Raw genomic sequence first — 17,591 nt, 5'->3', positions numbered from 1 at the left:
AAATTGTGTAATATTCAGGATAAAATACTATTAGTTTATATACTACATAACTTAAAATAATTATTAATATTAAATATTAATATTTATTAGGAGTGGAACATTATTAGTGAGAATAATTCCGATAGTGTTGAAGAAACCAATAGGTTCAGACACAAAACTGATAAAACAATTCTAAAAAAGAAACCTTGGAAATCCTATAAATTACATCTTACGGTTTTAGCTTTAGTCATTATTGCTGAATTAATAGGTCCAATCAAAGTACCGATTACTAGCAATATAGAATTGTCCGCAATGCCTTTGCTTTGGGCAATGTTGGGTGGTCTTTTTTTATACTTATTCAAGCCTGCCAAATTTATTACAAGAAAGCAAGCAAGAATTGCAGAAGGCGCAATGCTATTATTCATAGGGCCATTGCTTTGTAAGTTAGCTATTTCTAGTGGCCAATCTATTGATGTTTTATTTAAAGTAGGTCCTGCTTTGATTCTTCAAGAAGCAGGTAATTTAGGAACTATATTTTTAGCATTGCCAATTGCACTTGTATTGGGATTTAAAAGAGAGGCAATTGGTATGACAAATTCTATCGGTAGGGAACCAAACGTTGCGGTTGTTATAGATAAATTCGGTTTTGATTCTCCTGAAACTCGTGGAGTTTTAACAGTATTCCTTATAGGTACCGTTATAGGAACTTTATATATCAGCTTCTTATCAAGCTTCTGCGTATCAGTATTGCCGTTCCATCCATATGCATTTGCAATGGGTAGTGGAGTAGGTAGTGCTAGTATGAATGCAGCGGCTTTAGCTCCGTTGCTTGCAATGTTTCCTGACATATCTACAAATATTGAAGCATTCTCAGGTTTCAGTAATCTCATATCTTTCTGTATCGGAATTTATGTATGTATTTTCATTGCCATTCCACTTACACAAAAATTATATGAAATTTTAGAACCAAAAATAGGAAGAAATCCCAAAGATTCTCAAAAGGAGGGTGAATAAATGGATATTATTGATGGTTCAGAATCAGTTTCAATTACAGGAATTAGAAATTGGATTCTTTTATTGTTGATATTTTCAGTAATAACAGTAATTGGGAATTATGTAGGTTATCATCATCCGATGGGCGAATCATTGGTAGGTATGCTGATTTTATCTGGATTGACATTGATTGCAATGTTGCTTGAAAGATACGTGCCTTTAAACATATCCTCTATTGTTTATGTTTCTTTATTGGGTTTGATTTTATCATTGCCTATGATGCCAACTTCAGGTTTCATAGTCTACTATGTTTCAAAAATAGAGTTATTGGCTATTGTAACCGTATTTTTAGCATATGTTGGTATTGGAATGGGTAAAAATTGGGATCAATTCAAAAAGATTGGTTGGAGAGGAGCTATTGTTACAGTAGCGGTTATCACAGGAACCTATCTTGGATCAGTTATTATTGCCCATATTGTTTTGACACTTACTGGAGTTTCAATTTAAGTAAATCTTTAATAGTATTTTTTACAAATATATTTAAAGATTTAAATGTTTTTTAAAAATATCGCTAATTTCATTTCAAATTTTGATTATAATCAGGCCAGTCCCGAAACCATAAATGTGGCCAAAGCAGCGTTTATAGATTATTTTGGAGTGGCTTATAGGGGATTTAAGGAAAATCCTTCTTATTTTGCTTTTTTAACAATAAATGAAATATATGGTGAAGCAACTTACAATGATTTAACATCATCCATCATTGGTGAGGATAAAATAAAGCAAAACATGTTGAGCGCAGCTTTTATTAATGGTATTTCAGCCCATTCTCTTGATTTGGATGATGGTCATAGGGGAGCACATTTACATTTGGGTGCCGTTGTTTTTTCCACTGCATTGTCCATTAGCGAAGCTTATAACTTGTCTGGAAAGGAATTTTTAGAAGCCGTTATCTTGGGATATGAAATTGGAATACTTTTAGGAAAATTGGTAAATCCTAAACATAGGAACAACGGATTTCATTCAACAGGGACTATTGGAACTTTTGCAGCTGGGGCAGTTGCAGCCAAACTTCTGAAATTGGATGAAGAAAGAATCACATCTGCTTTAGGCTTAAGCGGAACTCAGGCTGCAGGGTTATTGGAATCTGACCATTCCGGAAGTATGGGCAAGTCATTGCATGTTGGAAAAGCAGCTTTCAATGGTATGTTGTCAGCATTTTTAGCCAAAAACGGATTTACTGGCAGCAGTAGTATTTTTGATGGTGAAGAAGGATTTTTAAAAACAATGGTTTTCAATGATTCTCTAGATGAATATAGTTTGGAAGATTTATTAATGAATGTGGGGGATGTTGATTTTAGAGATATCTATTTTAAGAAATATCCATTTTGTAGACATTTGCATTCTTCAATAGAAGCTATTTTAAAATTAAGGCCTATTATAGACAAGGAATATGGCCATATAGACAGCATTTTGGTAAAAACATATGATATAGCAGCATCTCATGATAATTACAATCCAAAATCATTAGAAGAATTAAAACAGAGTCTGCCTTATGCAGTAGCCATTGCACTTGCTTGCGGTAATTTGAGTATTGATAATATTAAATTATTAATCAGATATGGTTTGTTTGATGAAAACAGTAATGTGGATATTGTTAAGACAATTAGAAATTTGGCAAATAAGGTTGTTATTTCTGTAGATCCAAAATTAAATCAGCTATATCCATCCAAACGCCCATCCAATGTTGTGATAAGATTGGATGAAAACTTTAGAAATGGAGTTTTCCAAAACTTGGTTATAATTCCTAAAGGCGATTTGGAGAATCCTTATGAGTTGAATGATTTGATTACTAAATTTAAAGAATTGAATCCTAAATACAACATCAATAAACTTTCTATTATTGACGACATTGAAAATTATCAAATGACAGAATTTATGGAAATATTAAATGGAAATGATTAAATGAACAATACAATGGAATATTTGAAAAAATTAGGTATCGAAAAACAGGATTCTTCCTTTAAATCCTCAAAAAGATTTGCTGATGGTGGGCAGTATCGTTTGGAGGTTCCAGGAATTCAATCTCCAAAAACCATGGAGGTTCTACTTAGGGAAGCTGCAAATAGGGGCATTGTATTACACAGAATTACTCAAACCAAGGGAATCATGCTATTGACAGATTCTGAAATAAAAGAAATGGTCAACCTTGCAAAACAATATAAAGTGGAATTATTTTTATCAATCGGCCCAAGAGCCACTTATGACACAAGCGCTAGTGTAAACACTAAAGAAGGAAGTAGGATGGGTTATAGGCTTAGGGGCTATGACAATTTAGTATATGCTATTGAAGATGCGAAAAGGGCTATTGATTTGGGTGTCAGGGGAATTTTACTTTATGATGAAGGCCTTTTATGGGTCTTAAATAATATGAGAAATGATGGAATTATCCCTAAAAATACTCATTTCAAACTTTCAGCCCATGCTGGCCATGGAAATCCTGCCGATGGAAAATTATTTGAACAGTTAGGTCTCGATTCTCTTAATCCTGTTCGTGATTTGCAGATTCCAATGATTGCAGCTATCAGGAGTGCATGTGATATTCCTTTGGATTTGCATACTGAAAATCCAAAATCCAGTGGAGGATTTATAAGGCATTATGAAATTCCAGATATCATAAGGGTGGCAAGTCCAGTTTATCTCAAGACCGGAGGATCTGTGGCCAAAAATCATAATTGGGATACTACAGAAAACGATGCTATTTTAAGATTGAAACAAGTGGAATTGGTAAATCGGGTAATTGAACAGTATTGTCCTGAAGCAGCAATGTCTCCAAAGTCATCTAAAGATTTGGCTATTCCGGAATGATTTAAATGGATATTGTAAATGAAATATCAAATGCAATTATTGAAGCCAGCGTCAATTTTCCTAAAGACCGTGAAAGGGCATTAAATAATGCCATTAAAAATGAAGATAATGAAAACGCAATTTGGGTTTTAAATCAGCTTTTAGAAAACTATAAAGTTGGAAATAAACAAAAGCTTCCTCTCTGTGATGATACTGGAATTCCTCATGTTATCTTGGAAGTGGGCAGTGAAAGGGAAATTACTGGAGAATTATTGAATAATATATATGGGGGCATTGAATTGGGTTTAAACAATCTTCCTGCAAGGCCAATGGCTGTTAAGGGAAATGATAAGGAAAGGTTATCTCAAAGTAAGGGTTTATTTGAAAGACCTGGAAAAATGAAACCTGCTCCATTCATCATAGATACTGAAAACGATTTTTCAAGTTATGGTCATGAAATAGATTCGGATACATTAAACATTCATTTTATATTGGAAGGAGGGGGCCCTGAAATTCGTGGAAAAACATATAGGGTATTTCATAAAAGGTCTTATTTGAATGTCCTTGAAACAGCCATTGATTGGTTAGGGGACTCTCTTGAAAAATTGGGATGCACGCCTTCAATTCCAGCTATTGGAATAGGACGAACTCATTTTGAAGCTTCCACTTTGCTTTTAAAGTCAATTGCTTATGGTAATTTGGATAATCAATCAGAATTTGAAGAATTCGTATCTAACAAACTAAATCAATTAGATATTGGTCCCATGGGTCTTGGTGGAAAAACTACTGTTTTGGGATCTTTTGTAAATGTGGGAAATCAAAGGGCCAGCGGCGTAAGAATCGTGTCAATAAGGCCTTCTTGTTGTGTTGAACCAAGAGTTGCTAAATTAGCTTTAAAGTGATTTTTATGGAATCCAAAACTTTAATTTCATTAGATAAATTCATATTGTTAGTTTTAAACGAAGAACCTTCATCCTTAGATGATATTGATAGTAAGTTGGTACTTTTCATATCATCAATTTGGTATCAACAATGGGATAGCAAAAATAAATCTTTATTAAACACAATTTTTGATAATATCTCCAGAATAAGGTATCATATAAAAAATCTCTTTAAAAGACATTCCAAAAAATCAGCCGTGTTTAAAGATGGCTTTATCGATACAAAAAAAGAATGTGATTTGTTAATTGATGATGGTCTTGTAGACTTTAAAAACGGAAAATATTATTTGACTGAAAATGGGATTGTGGAAGCAAGCAACATCAAAAATTCTCTTGTTCACAAGGCAAAATTAATTAACAATCAATTTTTTGAAATTACTCAAGCAGAACGTAACAATACAATAATCAACTTTTTACTGGCTGTTCTAAAATTGGGTGGAGGATATTTTTCAGGTTGTGTTTCTCTAATATCAGATGGTTATGATGCAATTTCAGATACCATTTCCGCTTTTTTTGTTTGGGTTGGTCTTAAATATGACTATCAGAAGTTAACCAACCTTTTGGTTATAGTGATGCTTTTTGTAGCAGGATTCAGCGCATTATATGAATCTGGAGGTAAATTATATAGGATTATATTCGCAACAGCCACTCCTGCAACACATATCGGTTTGGTTGTTGTAATCGAATTCATTGCTATTATGGTAGCTCTATTCCTATTTACTTATGAAAGGCACATAGGTCGTTTTCAGAATAATTTAACATTGATTTCTCAGTCAGTCGATGCTAAAAATCATATTTTGATAGGTTCTGTTGTTATTATAGGAGCATTATTCTCATTAGTTGGAATCCATTGGATTGATGCAATAATAGGTCTTTACATTGGTATTCAAATTATAAGGGATTCAATTGATTTATTAAAAGAGTTTAAACATGAAGTTCAAGACGGAAATGTTGACTATAGCAGATATAAAACACTTTTTGGAAACTACATGAATTTGAATCATAATGAAAATCTCGTCACATGGATTTTATATAGGGCCATGCACGATTATGTTGAAAAGGAGGAATTGGTGGATTCTTATCATGATTTAATAGATAACAACTATTGTCCTTTAATTTCTGAATTGGGCATTTCCATTAAGCATGATGTGGATTATGATTATGTTTTCAATCATTTAATTGATGCGGAAGCAATAATTGTGAAAGACAATTCTTTTAAAACATCTAAAAAAGGGGTTAATTACTTGGATAAAATTTTGTCATCATTTTCTAATTATGATGCAAACATTTTGGATTTTTTTATTTTAAAACTATCTGATGAGTAATAATGTTTAAATGTTTTATTAAATAATATAATTAATATTATGAATGAAAATAATTTTAAGGTAAATGAACATTCATTAAAAACGGCTATTTCAAAAGTAGAGCCTAATAAAATCGTTACAAGAGGATATAATCAAGAGGATCTAATTGAAAAGATCAGATACTCAGATATGGTATTTTTGCTTTTGAGAGGAAGATTGCCAACACTTAGAGAAGGAAAACTGTTTAATCATATTTTGGTTTCTTTCTGCGATCATGGTGCAACACCTCCAAGCACTCAAACAGCTCGTCTGATTACTTCTTCAGGTTCTCCGATGAATTCTGCAGTAGCTGGAGCATTATTGTCCTTTGGACACAAGCACGCAGGAGCTATTCAAAAAACAATGGATTTATATCAATCAGCTATAAATTCAATTCAGTTGATTGGGGATTCTGACATAGACAATAAGCAGATTGTTAGTTTAGCTATTGATATTTATAATAGATATTCAAGCAATAAAAAGAAAATACCTGGTTTTGGCCACCGATATCATGATACTGATCCAAGAGCTCGTAAGCTTATGGATTTGGCTATTAAGGAAGGAATGGTTGGTAATCATACAAAATTGGCATTATCTCTCCAGGATTTGTTAAAATCAAATAAAGATATAAGCTTGAATGTTGATGGTGCAAATGCAGCTTTGCTGTCTGATTTGGGATTTACCAGCGATTTGGGATTGGGTGTTTTTATCATTGGAAGGATTCCTGGAATAATTGCCCATATTCATGAAGAAAACATGACTCAGGATGAATTTAGAAAATTCTGTGACATTGATGATATTGTTTATACTGATATAAGGAGGGAATAATATGGATTTTGATAAAGTTATTAATGAAAGGTATAGTGTAAGAGGTTATTTGGATAAGGAAGTAAGTGAAGAGGATTTAAATTATGTTTTGGAAGCGGCTACAATAGCTCCAACTGGCGTTAACAACCAGCCTTTTAAAGTTTATGTGATTGATGCTAAAAAGAATAAGGATGTTCTTAATGAAATCTATTCTCCTGACTGGTTTACACAGGCTCCTATTGTTTTGGCGGTTGTAGGACTTAAGGATAAGGCTTGGACACGTAAGTATGATGATTACAATATAGTTGACATCGATGCAACTATTGTTATGGATCATATGATTCTTGCAGCTACTAACAGAGGTCTTGGAACTTGTTATATTGGTGCATTCAAGCCAGAAAAAGCAAGAGAATTTTTAGATTTGGATGATAATGAAGTTCCTGTTTTATTCACTCCATTAGGATATCCTGATGCAGAACCAAGAGACACTCCAAGAAAATCCATTGATGAGTTTACTGTATATATCTAGATTCCAATGGCTCTTAGGATAATTCATGCAAAAAACAAGCAGGATATGGAGGATATAGAAAAAGAATTATCTTCAAACAAGTTTAAAGTCCGTGCCAGAGAAAGCCATTATGTTCTAATGAAGAAAAAGAGATATGGGAATCCAATCATTCAATTAGGATTATTGGCGCTTGCTTTATTTATTGTTCCAGTCCCTTATGCATACATTCTTGTCATGATTGTTGTAGCATATTTTTCATATAGCTTTTTGGTAAAATCGCCGAATGTTCTTGTTACAACAGATTCCAAGGACAAGGAAGGTAATCCGCTGGAATTTAACACAATTGATGAAGTTTTAGAAGAGGGAAATTCTATTCTATAATCTCTTCAACTTCATATTCTTCTATTTTTCTTATTATCAGCGGTTTTGAAATTGTTTTTGTGTCATATTCGGATTCCTCTCCAATTTTGGCATCAATCAATATTTGATTTATGGTAGGTTCACTAAATAGGATTATCAAATCTTTTACGAATTGGTCGTACTCATTTTGCGCAGTCTCATCATTGAATTTAAGTTCGGGGATTGCTACTGTCCAAATGTCGGAACCGACGCTGTATTTTTTATCAGATACCTTCTCATCTTTTATTTCACCGTCAATTATTATTTCAAAATTTTCATTATGTATTGTCCATACGGCTCTTATCATTTCTATCACCTATTACTTTTTAATATGATGAAATATAATAATGTTATTATTAATAGTATAGGGGGTAAAAAATATGATCACAGTAAAACATGTTAATAGGTTAGGGATATTGCTTGCTTTAGTTTTAATTTTTTGGGGAATCGCTCCATTTTTCATAAGTGCTCCCATAACAAATGATGTTATTGCAAGTTCCATTATTCTTGTTTTAGTAGGTATAGGATATATTGTAAGTGTTATTAACCCTGCATGGAATAAGGCTATTTTATTCATAGAAGGACTTATTTTTGCATTATGTGGTGGTATACTATTAAGTTCACCATATGATATTTTATTCATTATAATTGGTTTATTTGTCCTTGTAGTTTCAGTTCTTGCATATCTTCAAAGATTACCTAAATTCTTATTAAAATTCTTTTATAGATAATTTAAAAGAATTCTTTTTTTATTTTTTTTCAGTTATAGGCCTTTATTTTTTGTTTTAAATCAATTTTTGCTTTTTATTTAAAAAAGATATAGTAAAAGATATATATTAAGCAAAATAAAAATTATCTTACCATGGTGATTAATTATGGCAGAGATATCAGAAGCTATCGCAATGATAAAAAAAGCTGAAGATGAAGCTGATCAACTTATTCTTGATTCCGAGTTCAAAGCAAAAGAAATGATTGACGAATCAAAAGTAAACGCCGACAATACTATTGCAAAGGCTAAAGAAGAAGCTTCAGAAGAGGCTAAAAAAACTGTTTTTGATGCAGAAGACAAAGCGAAAAGTGAGGCAAAATCTATTGCAGATGATGCTGAAGGAAATTTAAACTCCTTAAAAAGCAAAGCTATGCAAAATGTAGATGAAGCTGCTTCAATTATTGTCAAAAATATTTTGTAGTGTGAGGAAATATGTTTAAGACAGCTAGAATGCGTAAAATCAAAATCGTTACTCTCGATAAATATGTTGCTGATACTGTTGATGCTCTTCATGAACAAGGGCTTATACAAATTAGTGACATCTCTGATAGCATTCAGCAAGATCCTCAATTGGCTGAGTTAGTAACTCCTTCAAAAGCTACTGAATACACTGGTAAATTATCTTCACTTTTGATGAAAACTAGTGGAATATCTGAATTATTAGGAAATTCATTATCAGAAGGCCATGGGTTGAAAGACAAGTTAATGTCTTTTATTAGTCCAGATATTCCAGTTCCGAAAGAAGTCCCAAATGTGGATACTGAAACTGTAATCAAAAATGCTGAAGATAAGCTAAATCAAGTGGAAGCTCAAACAAAAGTTGTTGAAGGCAAGATTGCTGCTCTTGATGCTGAAACTAGTGAACTACAATCTAACAAAAGCTTGGCTAATAGGCTTAAAAATTTAGACATAAATTTAGCGCTTTTAAAAGGTTCAAAGTACACTTCCATTACTATTGGTAGGATTAATGTTGAATCATCTTCAGAAATCGAAAAAGAGTTAAGTAAACTGACTGATGAATTAGATATATTTACAGTTGCTGATGATAATAAAACTACAGAGATTATTATTGTGGTGACTTTAAAAGAATATAATGACGAAGTTTATGCTACACTTCGTAAATATGACTTTGAGAAATTTGAAGTAGGAAATGTTGATGGAACTCCACAACAGATTATTTCAAGTGCTGATTCAAGATTACAAACCATCGCTTCCGAACGTAATTCTGTAAAGCAAGAATTAAAAGCAATTGCAGAAAAATGGGATGACGATATATTAGCTCTCAAAGAACAATTAGAAAACGAAAAAGAAAAGAATGATATATTTTCTGCTTTTGTCAAAACTAAAGACACTTACATGCTTGAGGCTTGGGTCCCTGCAAAAGATGTTGATGAAGTAGAGCAATTGGTAGAAAAAAGTTCTGATGGACACTGTGTCTTAGAAGTAATAGAAGTAGAAGGCACTGATGATGAAGATGTACCGGTTTTACAAAACAACCCGAATTATGCAAAACCATACGAATTCCTCGTCGATATGTATTCTCCAGTAAGATACAATGAAATTGATCCAACTATATTTGTTGCAATTATGTTCCCATTCTTCTTTGGGTTCTGTTTAACCGATGCTGTTTACGGAATTATTGTATCTCTTATAGGAGTTGTTTTATTACGTGGTATGGGTAAAGTTAAAAAATCCATGAATGCATTTGGTAAAATCCTTATTATGTCCGGTTTATGGGCTGTAATATTAGGTCTTGTAACTAATGGGTTTATTGGAGATTTCCCAGAAAGAATTTTAGGTATTCGTTTACCTACTGTTATTCCAGCTATTGAAGCATTCAAACATCCAGATACTATTTTGATAATAGCTATTGTTATTGGTGTAATTTACACTAACATTGGTTTCATATTAGGTGCAATTGACAACTTAAGATATGGAAACAAAAAAGAGGCTATTGGTTCTCAACTTTGTTGGTTCGTATTAGAAGCTGGTGTTGTTTTATTAGCTTTAGGATACTTAATGCCTGCTATTGGTATAATAGGTATGGCTCTTGGTGGAGTTTTAATTGTTGCATGTATTGGAATGTTAGTATATGCTAATGGTGCATATGGAGTTATGGATATTTTCGGATTTATGGGAGATATATTGTCATACGCTCGTCTTTTAGCTTTATGTTTAGCTACTGGTGGTATTGCAATGACAGTAAACATCTTAGCACAAATGTGTAATAATATGGTTCCATTTATCGGAATTCTTGTAGCAATATTCATATTTGTATTTGGACACATTGCAAATTTCATGTTCCAAGTATTAGGTGCATTTATTAACGCTTTACGTTTAAACTACGTAGAATTCTTCTCACAATTCTTTATGAGTGGAAAAAACAAATTCGAAGCTTTCAAAGCTAGTAGAGTATTTACTAAAATCAAAAATTAAAATTTTTATATTATTTTAAATTAAAAAAATTTATGGTTATATTATTATTAAAAAGGTGAATTAATTATGGTAGAAATCGCTTTAGGAACTGCTCTTGCAGCTATTGGTGCTGGAGTAGCAATTGGTTTTGCTGGATTAGGTTCTGGTTTAGGTCAAGGTATGGCAGCAGCAGGTTCTGTAGGTGCTGTTGCAGAAGATAATGACATGTTTGCTAGAGGTATTATTTTCTCTGCATTACCAGAGACTCAGGCTATTTACGGATTCTTGATCGCAATCTTATTATTAGTATTCTCTGGATTACTCGGAGGAGGAGCTGGATTATCCACAGCTGCAGGTATTGTAGCTATTGGTGTAGGTGCTTCTATTGGTTTCGCAGGTTTAGGTTCCGGTATGGGACAAGGTATGGCTGCATCCTCATCTGTAGGAGCAATTGTAGAAGATAACGATATGTTTGCTAGAGGTATTATTTTCTCTGCATTACCAGAGACTCAGGCTATTTATGGATTCTTGATTGCTATCTTACTTATGGTATTCGGTGGAATCTTAGGTTAGGAGGCATTCTATGAGCTCAGGCACTGATAAAATTGTTTCAAGCATTATGTCTGAAGCCCAGGATAAAGCTGATAAAATCATTCAAGATGCACAAGCAGAAGTAGACAAAATAAATGCTAAAGCTACTAAAGATGCTGATGCTGAAAAGAATAAAATTTTAGAAAACGGTAAAAAACAATCTGATATGAGATATCAGCAAATTATTTCCGAAGCTAAGATGAATGCTCGTAGAGCTGAATTAGAAGCTAAAGAAGACGTAATTGAAGCTGCTTTCAACAAAGCAACTGAAGAATTATCTCAAAAAGCTTCATCAAATGATGCTCAATACACAGAATCTTTAATTAACATGATTAAAGAAGCAGCTATCGAAATCGGTGGTGGAGAATTAATCGTAAAAGTAAAAGATTCTGACAAAGGTACAGTTAGTGGTAAATTAAGCGCAATAGCTATGGATGTAACCAATGACACTGGTGTTCAAACCACCTTAACTTTAGGTGAACCAATCGACGTTATTGGTGGAGCTGTGCTTATTACTGCAAATGGAGATATAGAAGTTAACAACACTATTGAATCTAGATTAGATAGAAACAAAAAAATATTACGTAGTGAAGTAGCTAGTGTTTTATTTAATCTTTAGGAGGATAAATTATGGCTGATGAAATTGCTGCACTTATTAGTTCAATTGGGTTAACTCAAGAAACTTTCTTAGTTCTTTGTATTATCGCAATTGTTGTTGTAGGCGCTATTGTTGTGATTATTGCAACTAGACCAGTATTAGATATTTATCCTTATCTTAATCCAAGTGCTAGAGTAAGAGCGAGAAAAGGAAGACTTTTCACAGAAAAACAAATGACAGAACTCGTTGAAGCTAACGATGTTGCTGAAGTAGAAAACTATCTTAAAGGTGTTCCTGACTACGCTGAAACTTTAGATGATTATCCATTAGATAAAGCATTAGATATTCAAGCTGCTAAGACTTATGATTTCATTGCACGTCTTGCTCCTAAAGAAGTAAAAGACCCATTCGTTGTTATGTCTAAAAAAACTGATGTAGATAACATCAAATCACTCATCACTGCTAAAGAAGTAGGTCTTACCCCAGAAGAAACTAAAGATTTATTAATTCCTGGCGGTCATTTATACGACGATCTCTCTAATTTAGCAGATGCTGATAATGTTACTGATATTGTAACTGCTTTAGACGGTTCTGAATACGCTACTGTTTTAGAAGACGCTCTTCCAGCTTATGAAGATAGTGGTATGATTCTTCCATTGGAATCTGCTTTAGACAAATATTACTTGAAAAAATTACTCAAATCCACTGATGTTCCATCAGATGAAAATAGGGAAATTGTTTATTCCTTTGTAGGAACCAAGGTTGATATTGCTAACTTAAAATTAATCATAAGGGCTAAAGAAGATGGATTGACCTATGATATGATTAGCCCATACATGTTGGAAGAAGGTTATCAATTACGTGAATGGAAACTTAAAGATTTAATGGAATCACCAGATGTAACCAATGTAATTTCTGGTTTAGAAGGTACAAAATATGCTGAAGCTTTAAGTGATGCTATTGCTAAATATAATGAAACTGGCAATGTAGCTGTCTTTGAAAGAGCTTTAGATGAATATTTAGCTTCCCATGCTAAATCATTAGCTTCTAAAAAACCATTAGGTGTAGGTCCAATTATTGGATACGTAAGTCAAAAAGAAACTGAAATCAAAAACTTAAAAATTATTGCAAGAGCAAAAAGAGAAGTTGGATTCCCAAATTCTAAAATCATGGAGATGTTAATATGAGTTCAGTAGGAATTATTGGAGACATTGACACTGTTTCCGGATTTAGATTAGGTGGAGTTAAAAAGTCTGCTGTTGTCAACAACACAGAAGAAGCTATTGAAGCTCTTGATAAGTTTTTAGAAGAGGATGTTTCTATTATTATAATCACACAAGTATTAGCTAATGAAATGAGAGAACATATTAATAGAAAAATAGGTTCTAATGTATTGCCAATGATAATTGAAATACCTGATAAAGACGGGTCCTCTGAAGGATCATCTGATCAAATGGCAGATCTTATTAAAAGAGTTATTGGGGTAGAGATGGTTAAATGATTATTGAAGGAAAGATTATTAAAATTGCTGGGCCTGTTATTGTCGCAGATGGTATGAGAGGAACCCAGATGTATGAAATGGTAAGAGTAGGTGAACAAAGGCTCATCGGGGAAATTATTGAGCTCGAAGGTGACACCGCTACCATTCAAGTATATGAAGAGACCGCTGGTATCGAACCAGGTCAAGTTGTAGAAAGTACTGGAGGACCTTTATCCGTAGAATTAGGTCCTGGTGTAATGGGATCCATTTTTGATGGTATTCAAAGACCATTAGAATTAATTAAAAAAGAATCTGGAGACTTCATTGCAAGAGGTGTAGACGCACCATCCATTAGTAAAGAGAAAAAATGGACTTTCAAACCAGTAGCTAAAGTTGGAGATAAAGTAAAAGGTGGAGACGTTCTTGGTGAAGTACAAGAAACTTCTGCTGTATTACAAAAAATCCTTGTTCCACCTACTATTGAAGGTGAATTGAAAAGCTTAGCTTCTGAAGGTGAATACACTGTATTAGAAGATATTGCTACTGTTGCTACTGAAAATGGTGATGAAGCTATTCAAATGCTTCAAAAATGGCCTGTAAGAAAAGGTCGTCCATACAGTGAAAAATTAGACCCTGATGTTCCACTCGTAACTGGTCAAAGAGCACAAGATACCTTTTTCTCAGTTGCAAAAGGAGGAGCAGCAGCTATTCCTGGTCCATTCGGTTCAGGTAAAACTGTTACACAACAACAATTAGCAAAATGGGCAGATGCAGATATTGTTATCTACATTGGTTGTGGAGAACGTGGAAACGAAATGACCGAGGTACTTACTGAGTTCCCATTCCTTGACGACCCAAAAACCGGTAACCCAATTATGGATAGAACTGTTCTTATTGCAAACACATCCAACATGCCGGTAGCTGCTCGTGAAGCATGTGTATACACTGGAATTACCATTGCAGAATACTACCGTGACCAAGGTTACGACGTTGCACTTATGGCAGATTCAACCTCAAGATGGGCTGAAGCTATGAGGGAGATTTCAGGAAGACTTGAAGAGATGCCTGGGGAAGAAGGATACCCAGCATACTTAGCATCCAGACTCGCTCAATTCTACGAAAGAGCAGGAAGAGTAGATACTATTGGTACCGAACCAAAAGTAGCATCCATTACTGTAGTTGGTGCTGTATCACCTCCTGGTGGGGACTTATCCGAACCTGTTACTCAAAACACCTTACGTATCTGTAAAGTATTTTGGGCATTAGATGCATCCCTTGCGGACAGACGTCACTTCCCATCTATCGATTGGTTACAAAGTTATTCCTTATACGTAGACAGTATCCAAAACTGGTGGCAAGACAACGTTGCTGCAGATTGGAGAGCAGTTCGTGACGAAGCTATGGTTTTATTACAAAAAGAATCAGAACTTCAAGAGATTGTACAATTAGTAGGTCCTGATGCTTTACCAGAAGTGGACCAAGCTACATTAGAAACTACTCGTATGTTAAGAGAAGACTTCTTACAACAAAATGCGTTTGATGACGTAGATACTTACTGTGCTCCTGAAAAACAATACAAAATGTTACAAACTATTCTTTTATTCCAAAAAGAAGCTATTGCTGCAGTAAACAGAGGAGTACCTATCCAAAAAATCGTAGCATTGCCTGTTAAAGAAGATATTGCGAAAATGAAATATGTGCCAGAAGATGATTTCATGGCTAAAGTGGATCAAATTCAAGCAGATATTACCAAACAATGCAGTGAGGCTTAAATAATGAACACAAATATTAAAACTAGAGAATATACTACAGTTTCTGAAGTTTCCGGGCCTTTGATGGTTGTTGAAGGTGTTGACGGTGTAGGTTACAACGAGATTGTAGATATTGAAACACCAAATGGTGAAAAAAGAAGTGGGCAAGTTCTTGAAGTAACTAAAGACGTTGCTGTTATCCAAGTTTTCGAAGGAACAAGTGACTTAAACACTAAAAACACAAAAACTAGATTCACTGGTGAAACTGCTAAAATTGGTGTTTCTAGAGACATGATGGGTCGTATTTTCAACGGTATCGGTAAACCTATTGACGGCGGACCAGAAATCATCCCTGATGAAGAATTAGATATTAACGGGGCTCCTATGAACCCTGCTTCTCGTGAATTCCCAGAAGAATTTATTCAAACTGGTATCTCTACCATTGATGGAATGAACACTTTAGTAAGAGGACAAAAACTTCCTATTTTCTCAGGATCTGGTTTACCTCACAACGATTTAGCAGCTCAAATTGCAAGACAAGCAAGAGTACTTGGTGACGACACCGAGTTTGCGGTAATATTTGCTGCTATGGGTATTACTCACGAGGAAGCTAACTTCTTCATGAGAGACTTCGAAAGAACCGGTGCACTTGAAAAGGTAACTGTATTCATGAACTTAGCAGACGACCCTGCTATCGAAAGGATTTTAACTCCTAAAATGGCTTTAACTACTGCTGAATACTTTGCTTTCACCTTAGGTATGCAAGTATTAGTTATCTTAACTGATATGACCAACTACTGTGAAGCATTAAGGGAAATTTCCGCAGCTAGGGACGAGGTTCCTGGAAGAAGAGGTTACCCTGGATACATGTATACTGACCTTGCTAACATCTATGAACGTGCAGGACGTATTGACGGTAAAGAAGGTTCTATTACTCAAATGCCTATCTTAGTTATGCCTCAAGACGATATTACTCACCCAATTCCAGATTTAACTGGATATATTACTGAAGGGCAAATCGTATTAGGTAGGGAACTTTATAGGAAAGGTATTTACCCACCTGTAGACGTACTTCCATCTCTCTCTCGTTTAATGAGTGGGGGTATCGGTGAAGAAAAAACCCGTAAAGACCACAGTGGTGTATCTGACCAACTTTATTCTGCATATGCGGAAGGTCGTGAATTAAGAGATTTAGTAGCGGTTGTAGGGGAAGAAGCACTTACTGAAAGAGATCAAAAGTTCTTAGAATTTGCACAAGCATTTGAAGACAGATTCATTACTCAAGGTAAAGACGAAGACAGAACCATCTTTGAAACTTTAGACCTTGGTTGGGATTTACTTAAAATCTTACCTAGAACCGAACTCAAACGTCTTAAAGATGAATTTATTGAAGAATTCCTTGAACGTTCCGGTGTCGATGTCGAATAATTTCATTACAAGTTAATGAGGTGATTAGATGGCACAAGATATTATAGAGGGAGTAAATCCTACAAGGATGGAATTACTTACTCTTAAAGATAGAACAAAACTTGCAGAAAAAGGGCATGGTTTATTAAAAGAAAAAAGGGATGCTCTTATTAAAGAGTTTTTTGATATCTTAGATCGTGTTAAAGGTATTCGTGAAAACGCAGAAAGAAGTCTTAGAGAAGCAACTGAAGCTTTAGTTGAAGCTCAGATTGTTATGGGTGACTTAGCAGTTAGAAAAGCTTCATTATCTGTAAAAGAATCTATTGATGTAGACATCACTTCCAGAAGTATTATGGGTGTATCAGTACCTGTTACAAATGTTGTAATGGATGAAGGTAGATCCATTATTGATAGGGGTTATGGATTTGCAGATACTACTATTCAGTTAGATGAAGCTGCGAAAAAATTCGAGGAATCAGTTAAATATTTAATTGAACTTGGTGAAGTAGAGAAAACTATTTTCCTATTGGCTGAGGAAATTGAATCAACTAAACGTAGGGTAAATGCGTTAGAACACATTATGATTCCAAGATTCCGAAACACAGAAAAGTATATCGACATGAGACTTCAAGAAATGGAAAGGGAAAACTTTGTTAGATTGAAAATGATTAGATCTACAATTGAGAAAAAACAAGAAGTTGAGGAAGGACTTGCTGAAAAACCTAGCAACGTACCTGACTTGAGAGTCTAGTTTTTCTTAATAACT

At 34.2% G+C, this 17,591-nt stretch carries 20 protein-coding genes; 19 read left to right on the top strand and 1 reads right to left on the bottom strand.

Annotation, left to right across the window (positions count from 1 at the left end; genetic code table 11):
• Positions 1-99: 99 nt before the first annotated feature.
• Genes Q4P18_RS05275 through Q4P18_RS05235 form a run of 9 tightly spaced genes read left to right on the top strand, consistent with a single transcriptional unit; the run spans position 100 to position 7,796 of the window.
• Entirely contained in the window at positions 100-993 is an 894-nt protein-coding gene (locus tag Q4P18_RS05275; RefSeq protein WP_368660191.1) for a DUF3100 domain-containing protein, read from the top strand.
• Positions 994-1,479: a LysO family transporter gene (locus tag Q4P18_RS05270; protein WP_303336435.1), complete on the top strand. Its 486-nt coding sequence runs from the start codon at positions 994-996 to the stop codon at positions 1,477-1,479. It abuts the gene before it with no gap.
• 45 nt (positions 1,480-1,524) lie between these two features.
• A complete protein-coding gene (locus Q4P18_RS05265; protein ID WP_303336433.1) occupies positions 1,525-2,934 on the top strand; it encodes an MmgE/PrpD family protein in 1,410 nt (469 codons plus the stop codon).
• Positions 2,935-3,837 (top strand): peptidase, encoded by a 903-nt coding sequence (locus Q4P18_RS05260; protein ID WP_303336431.1) that lies wholly within the window; start codon positions 2,935-2,937, stop codon positions 3,835-3,837.
• A 5-nt stretch (positions 3,838-3,842) separates the two neighbouring features.
• The gene (locus tag Q4P18_RS05255; RefSeq protein WP_303336429.1) at positions 3,843-4,718 is read left to right on the top strand and encodes a fumarate hydratase; all 876 of its coding nucleotides are present in this window, start codon (positions 3,843-3,845) and stop codon (positions 4,716-4,718) included.
• 5 nt (positions 4,719-4,723) lie between these two features.
• Positions 4,724-6,082 carry a cation diffusion facilitator family transporter gene (locus tag Q4P18_RS05250; protein ID WP_303336427.1) on the top strand — a complete coding sequence of 453 codons (1,359 nt, stop codon included), beginning with the start codon at positions 4,724-4,726 and terminating at the stop codon, positions 6,080-6,082.
• A 39-nt stretch (positions 6,083-6,121) separates the two neighbouring features.
• On the top strand, positions 6,122-6,928 hold the full coding sequence (locus Q4P18_RS05245; protein WP_303336425.1) for a citryl-CoA lyase: 807 nt from the start codon (positions 6,122-6,124) through the stop codon (positions 6,926-6,928).
• Position 6,929: 1 nt separating this feature from the next.
• Positions 6,930-7,436 carry a nitroreductase family protein gene (locus Q4P18_RS05240; RefSeq protein ID WP_303336423.1) on the top strand — a complete coding sequence of 169 codons (507 nt, stop codon included), beginning with the start codon at positions 6,930-6,932 and terminating at the stop codon, positions 7,434-7,436.
• 6 nt (positions 7,437-7,442) lie between these two features.
• Positions 7,443-7,796 (top strand): hypothetical protein, encoded by a 354-nt coding sequence (locus Q4P18_RS05235; protein WP_303336421.1) that lies wholly within the window; start codon positions 7,443-7,445, stop codon positions 7,794-7,796.
• Here Q4P18_RS05235 and Q4P18_RS05230 read toward each other — a convergent pair.
• Positions 7,786-8,121 (bottom strand): hypothetical protein, encoded by a 336-nt coding sequence (locus tag Q4P18_RS05230; RefSeq protein ID WP_303336418.1) that lies wholly within the window; start codon positions 8,119-8,121, stop codon positions 7,786-7,788. The two genes, Q4P18_RS05235 and Q4P18_RS05230, sit on opposite strands and share 11 nt — an antisense overlap.
• A 73-nt stretch (positions 8,122-8,194) precedes the next feature.
• On the opposite strand from Q4P18_RS05230, the gene Q4P18_RS05225 reads away from it, so the two are divergent.
• The 10 genes from Q4P18_RS05225 (at position 8,195) to Q4P18_RS05180 (ending at position 17,576) form a co-directional block, all read left to right on the top strand.
• Positions 8,195-8,545, top strand: coding sequence for a hypothetical protein (locus tag Q4P18_RS05225; protein WP_303336415.1), 351 nt, complete (start codon positions 8,195-8,197; stop codon positions 8,543-8,545).
• 144 nt (positions 8,546-8,689) lie between these two features.
• Positions 8,690-9,004 carry a V-type ATP synthase subunit H gene (locus tag Q4P18_RS05220; RefSeq protein ID WP_303336413.1) on the top strand — a complete coding sequence of 105 codons (315 nt, stop codon included), beginning with the start codon at positions 8,690-8,692 and terminating at the stop codon, positions 9,002-9,004.
• 11 nt (positions 9,005-9,015) lie between these two features.
• The gene (locus tag Q4P18_RS05215; RefSeq protein WP_303336410.1) at positions 9,016-11,019 is read left to right on the top strand and encodes a V-type ATP synthase subunit I; all 2,004 of its coding nucleotides are present in this window, start codon (positions 9,016-9,018) and stop codon (positions 11,017-11,019) included.
• Between the two features lie 66 nt (positions 11,020-11,085).
• Complete coding sequence (locus Q4P18_RS05210; RefSeq protein WP_303336408.1) at positions 11,086-11,571, top strand: V-type ATP synthase subunit K; 486 nt, start codon at positions 11,086-11,088, stop codon at positions 11,569-11,571.
• Positions 11,572-11,581: 10 nt separating this feature from the next.
• The gene (locus Q4P18_RS05205; protein ID WP_303336405.1) at positions 11,582-12,208 is read left to right on the top strand and encodes a V-type proton ATPase subunit E; all 627 of its coding nucleotides are present in this window, start codon (positions 11,582-11,584) and stop codon (positions 12,206-12,208) included.
• Positions 12,209-12,219: 11 nt separating this feature from the next.
• The gene (locus tag Q4P18_RS05200) at positions 12,220-13,374 is read left to right on the top strand and encodes a V-type ATP synthase subunit C (RefSeq protein ID WP_303336403.1); all 1,155 of its coding nucleotides are present in this window, start codon (positions 12,220-12,222) and stop codon (positions 13,372-13,374) included.
• Entirely contained in the window at positions 13,371-13,688 is a 318-nt protein-coding gene (locus Q4P18_RS05195; protein ID WP_303336401.1) for a V-type ATP synthase subunit F, read from the top strand. The genes Q4P18_RS05200 and Q4P18_RS05195 overlap by 4 nt, the downstream gene beginning before the upstream one ends.
• Positions 13,685-15,439, top strand: a complete 1,755-nt coding sequence (locus Q4P18_RS05190; RefSeq protein WP_303336399.1) for an ATP synthase subunit A — start codon at positions 13,685-13,687, stop codon at positions 15,437-15,439. The genes Q4P18_RS05195 and Q4P18_RS05190 overlap by 4 nt, the downstream gene beginning before the upstream one ends.
• Before the next feature lie 3 nt (positions 15,440-15,442).
• Complete coding sequence (locus Q4P18_RS05185; RefSeq protein WP_303336397.1) at positions 15,443-16,846, top strand: V-type ATP synthase subunit B; 1,404 nt, start codon at positions 15,443-15,445, stop codon at positions 16,844-16,846.
• Positions 16,847-16,874: 28 nt separating this feature from the next.
• A complete protein-coding gene (locus Q4P18_RS05180) occupies positions 16,875-17,576 on the top strand; it encodes a V-type ATP synthase subunit D (RefSeq protein WP_303336395.1) in 702 nt (233 codons plus the stop codon).
• Positions 17,577-17,591 lie beyond the last annotated feature (15 nt).

The organism is Methanobrevibacter sp., assembly GCF_030539665.1.
Lineage (GTDB): Archaea > Methanobacteriota > Methanobacteria > Methanobacteriales > Methanobacteriaceae > Methanocatella.
The sequence above is the reverse complement of the archived record's forward strand: the minus strand, read 5'-3'. Positions and strand labels throughout refer to the sequence as shown.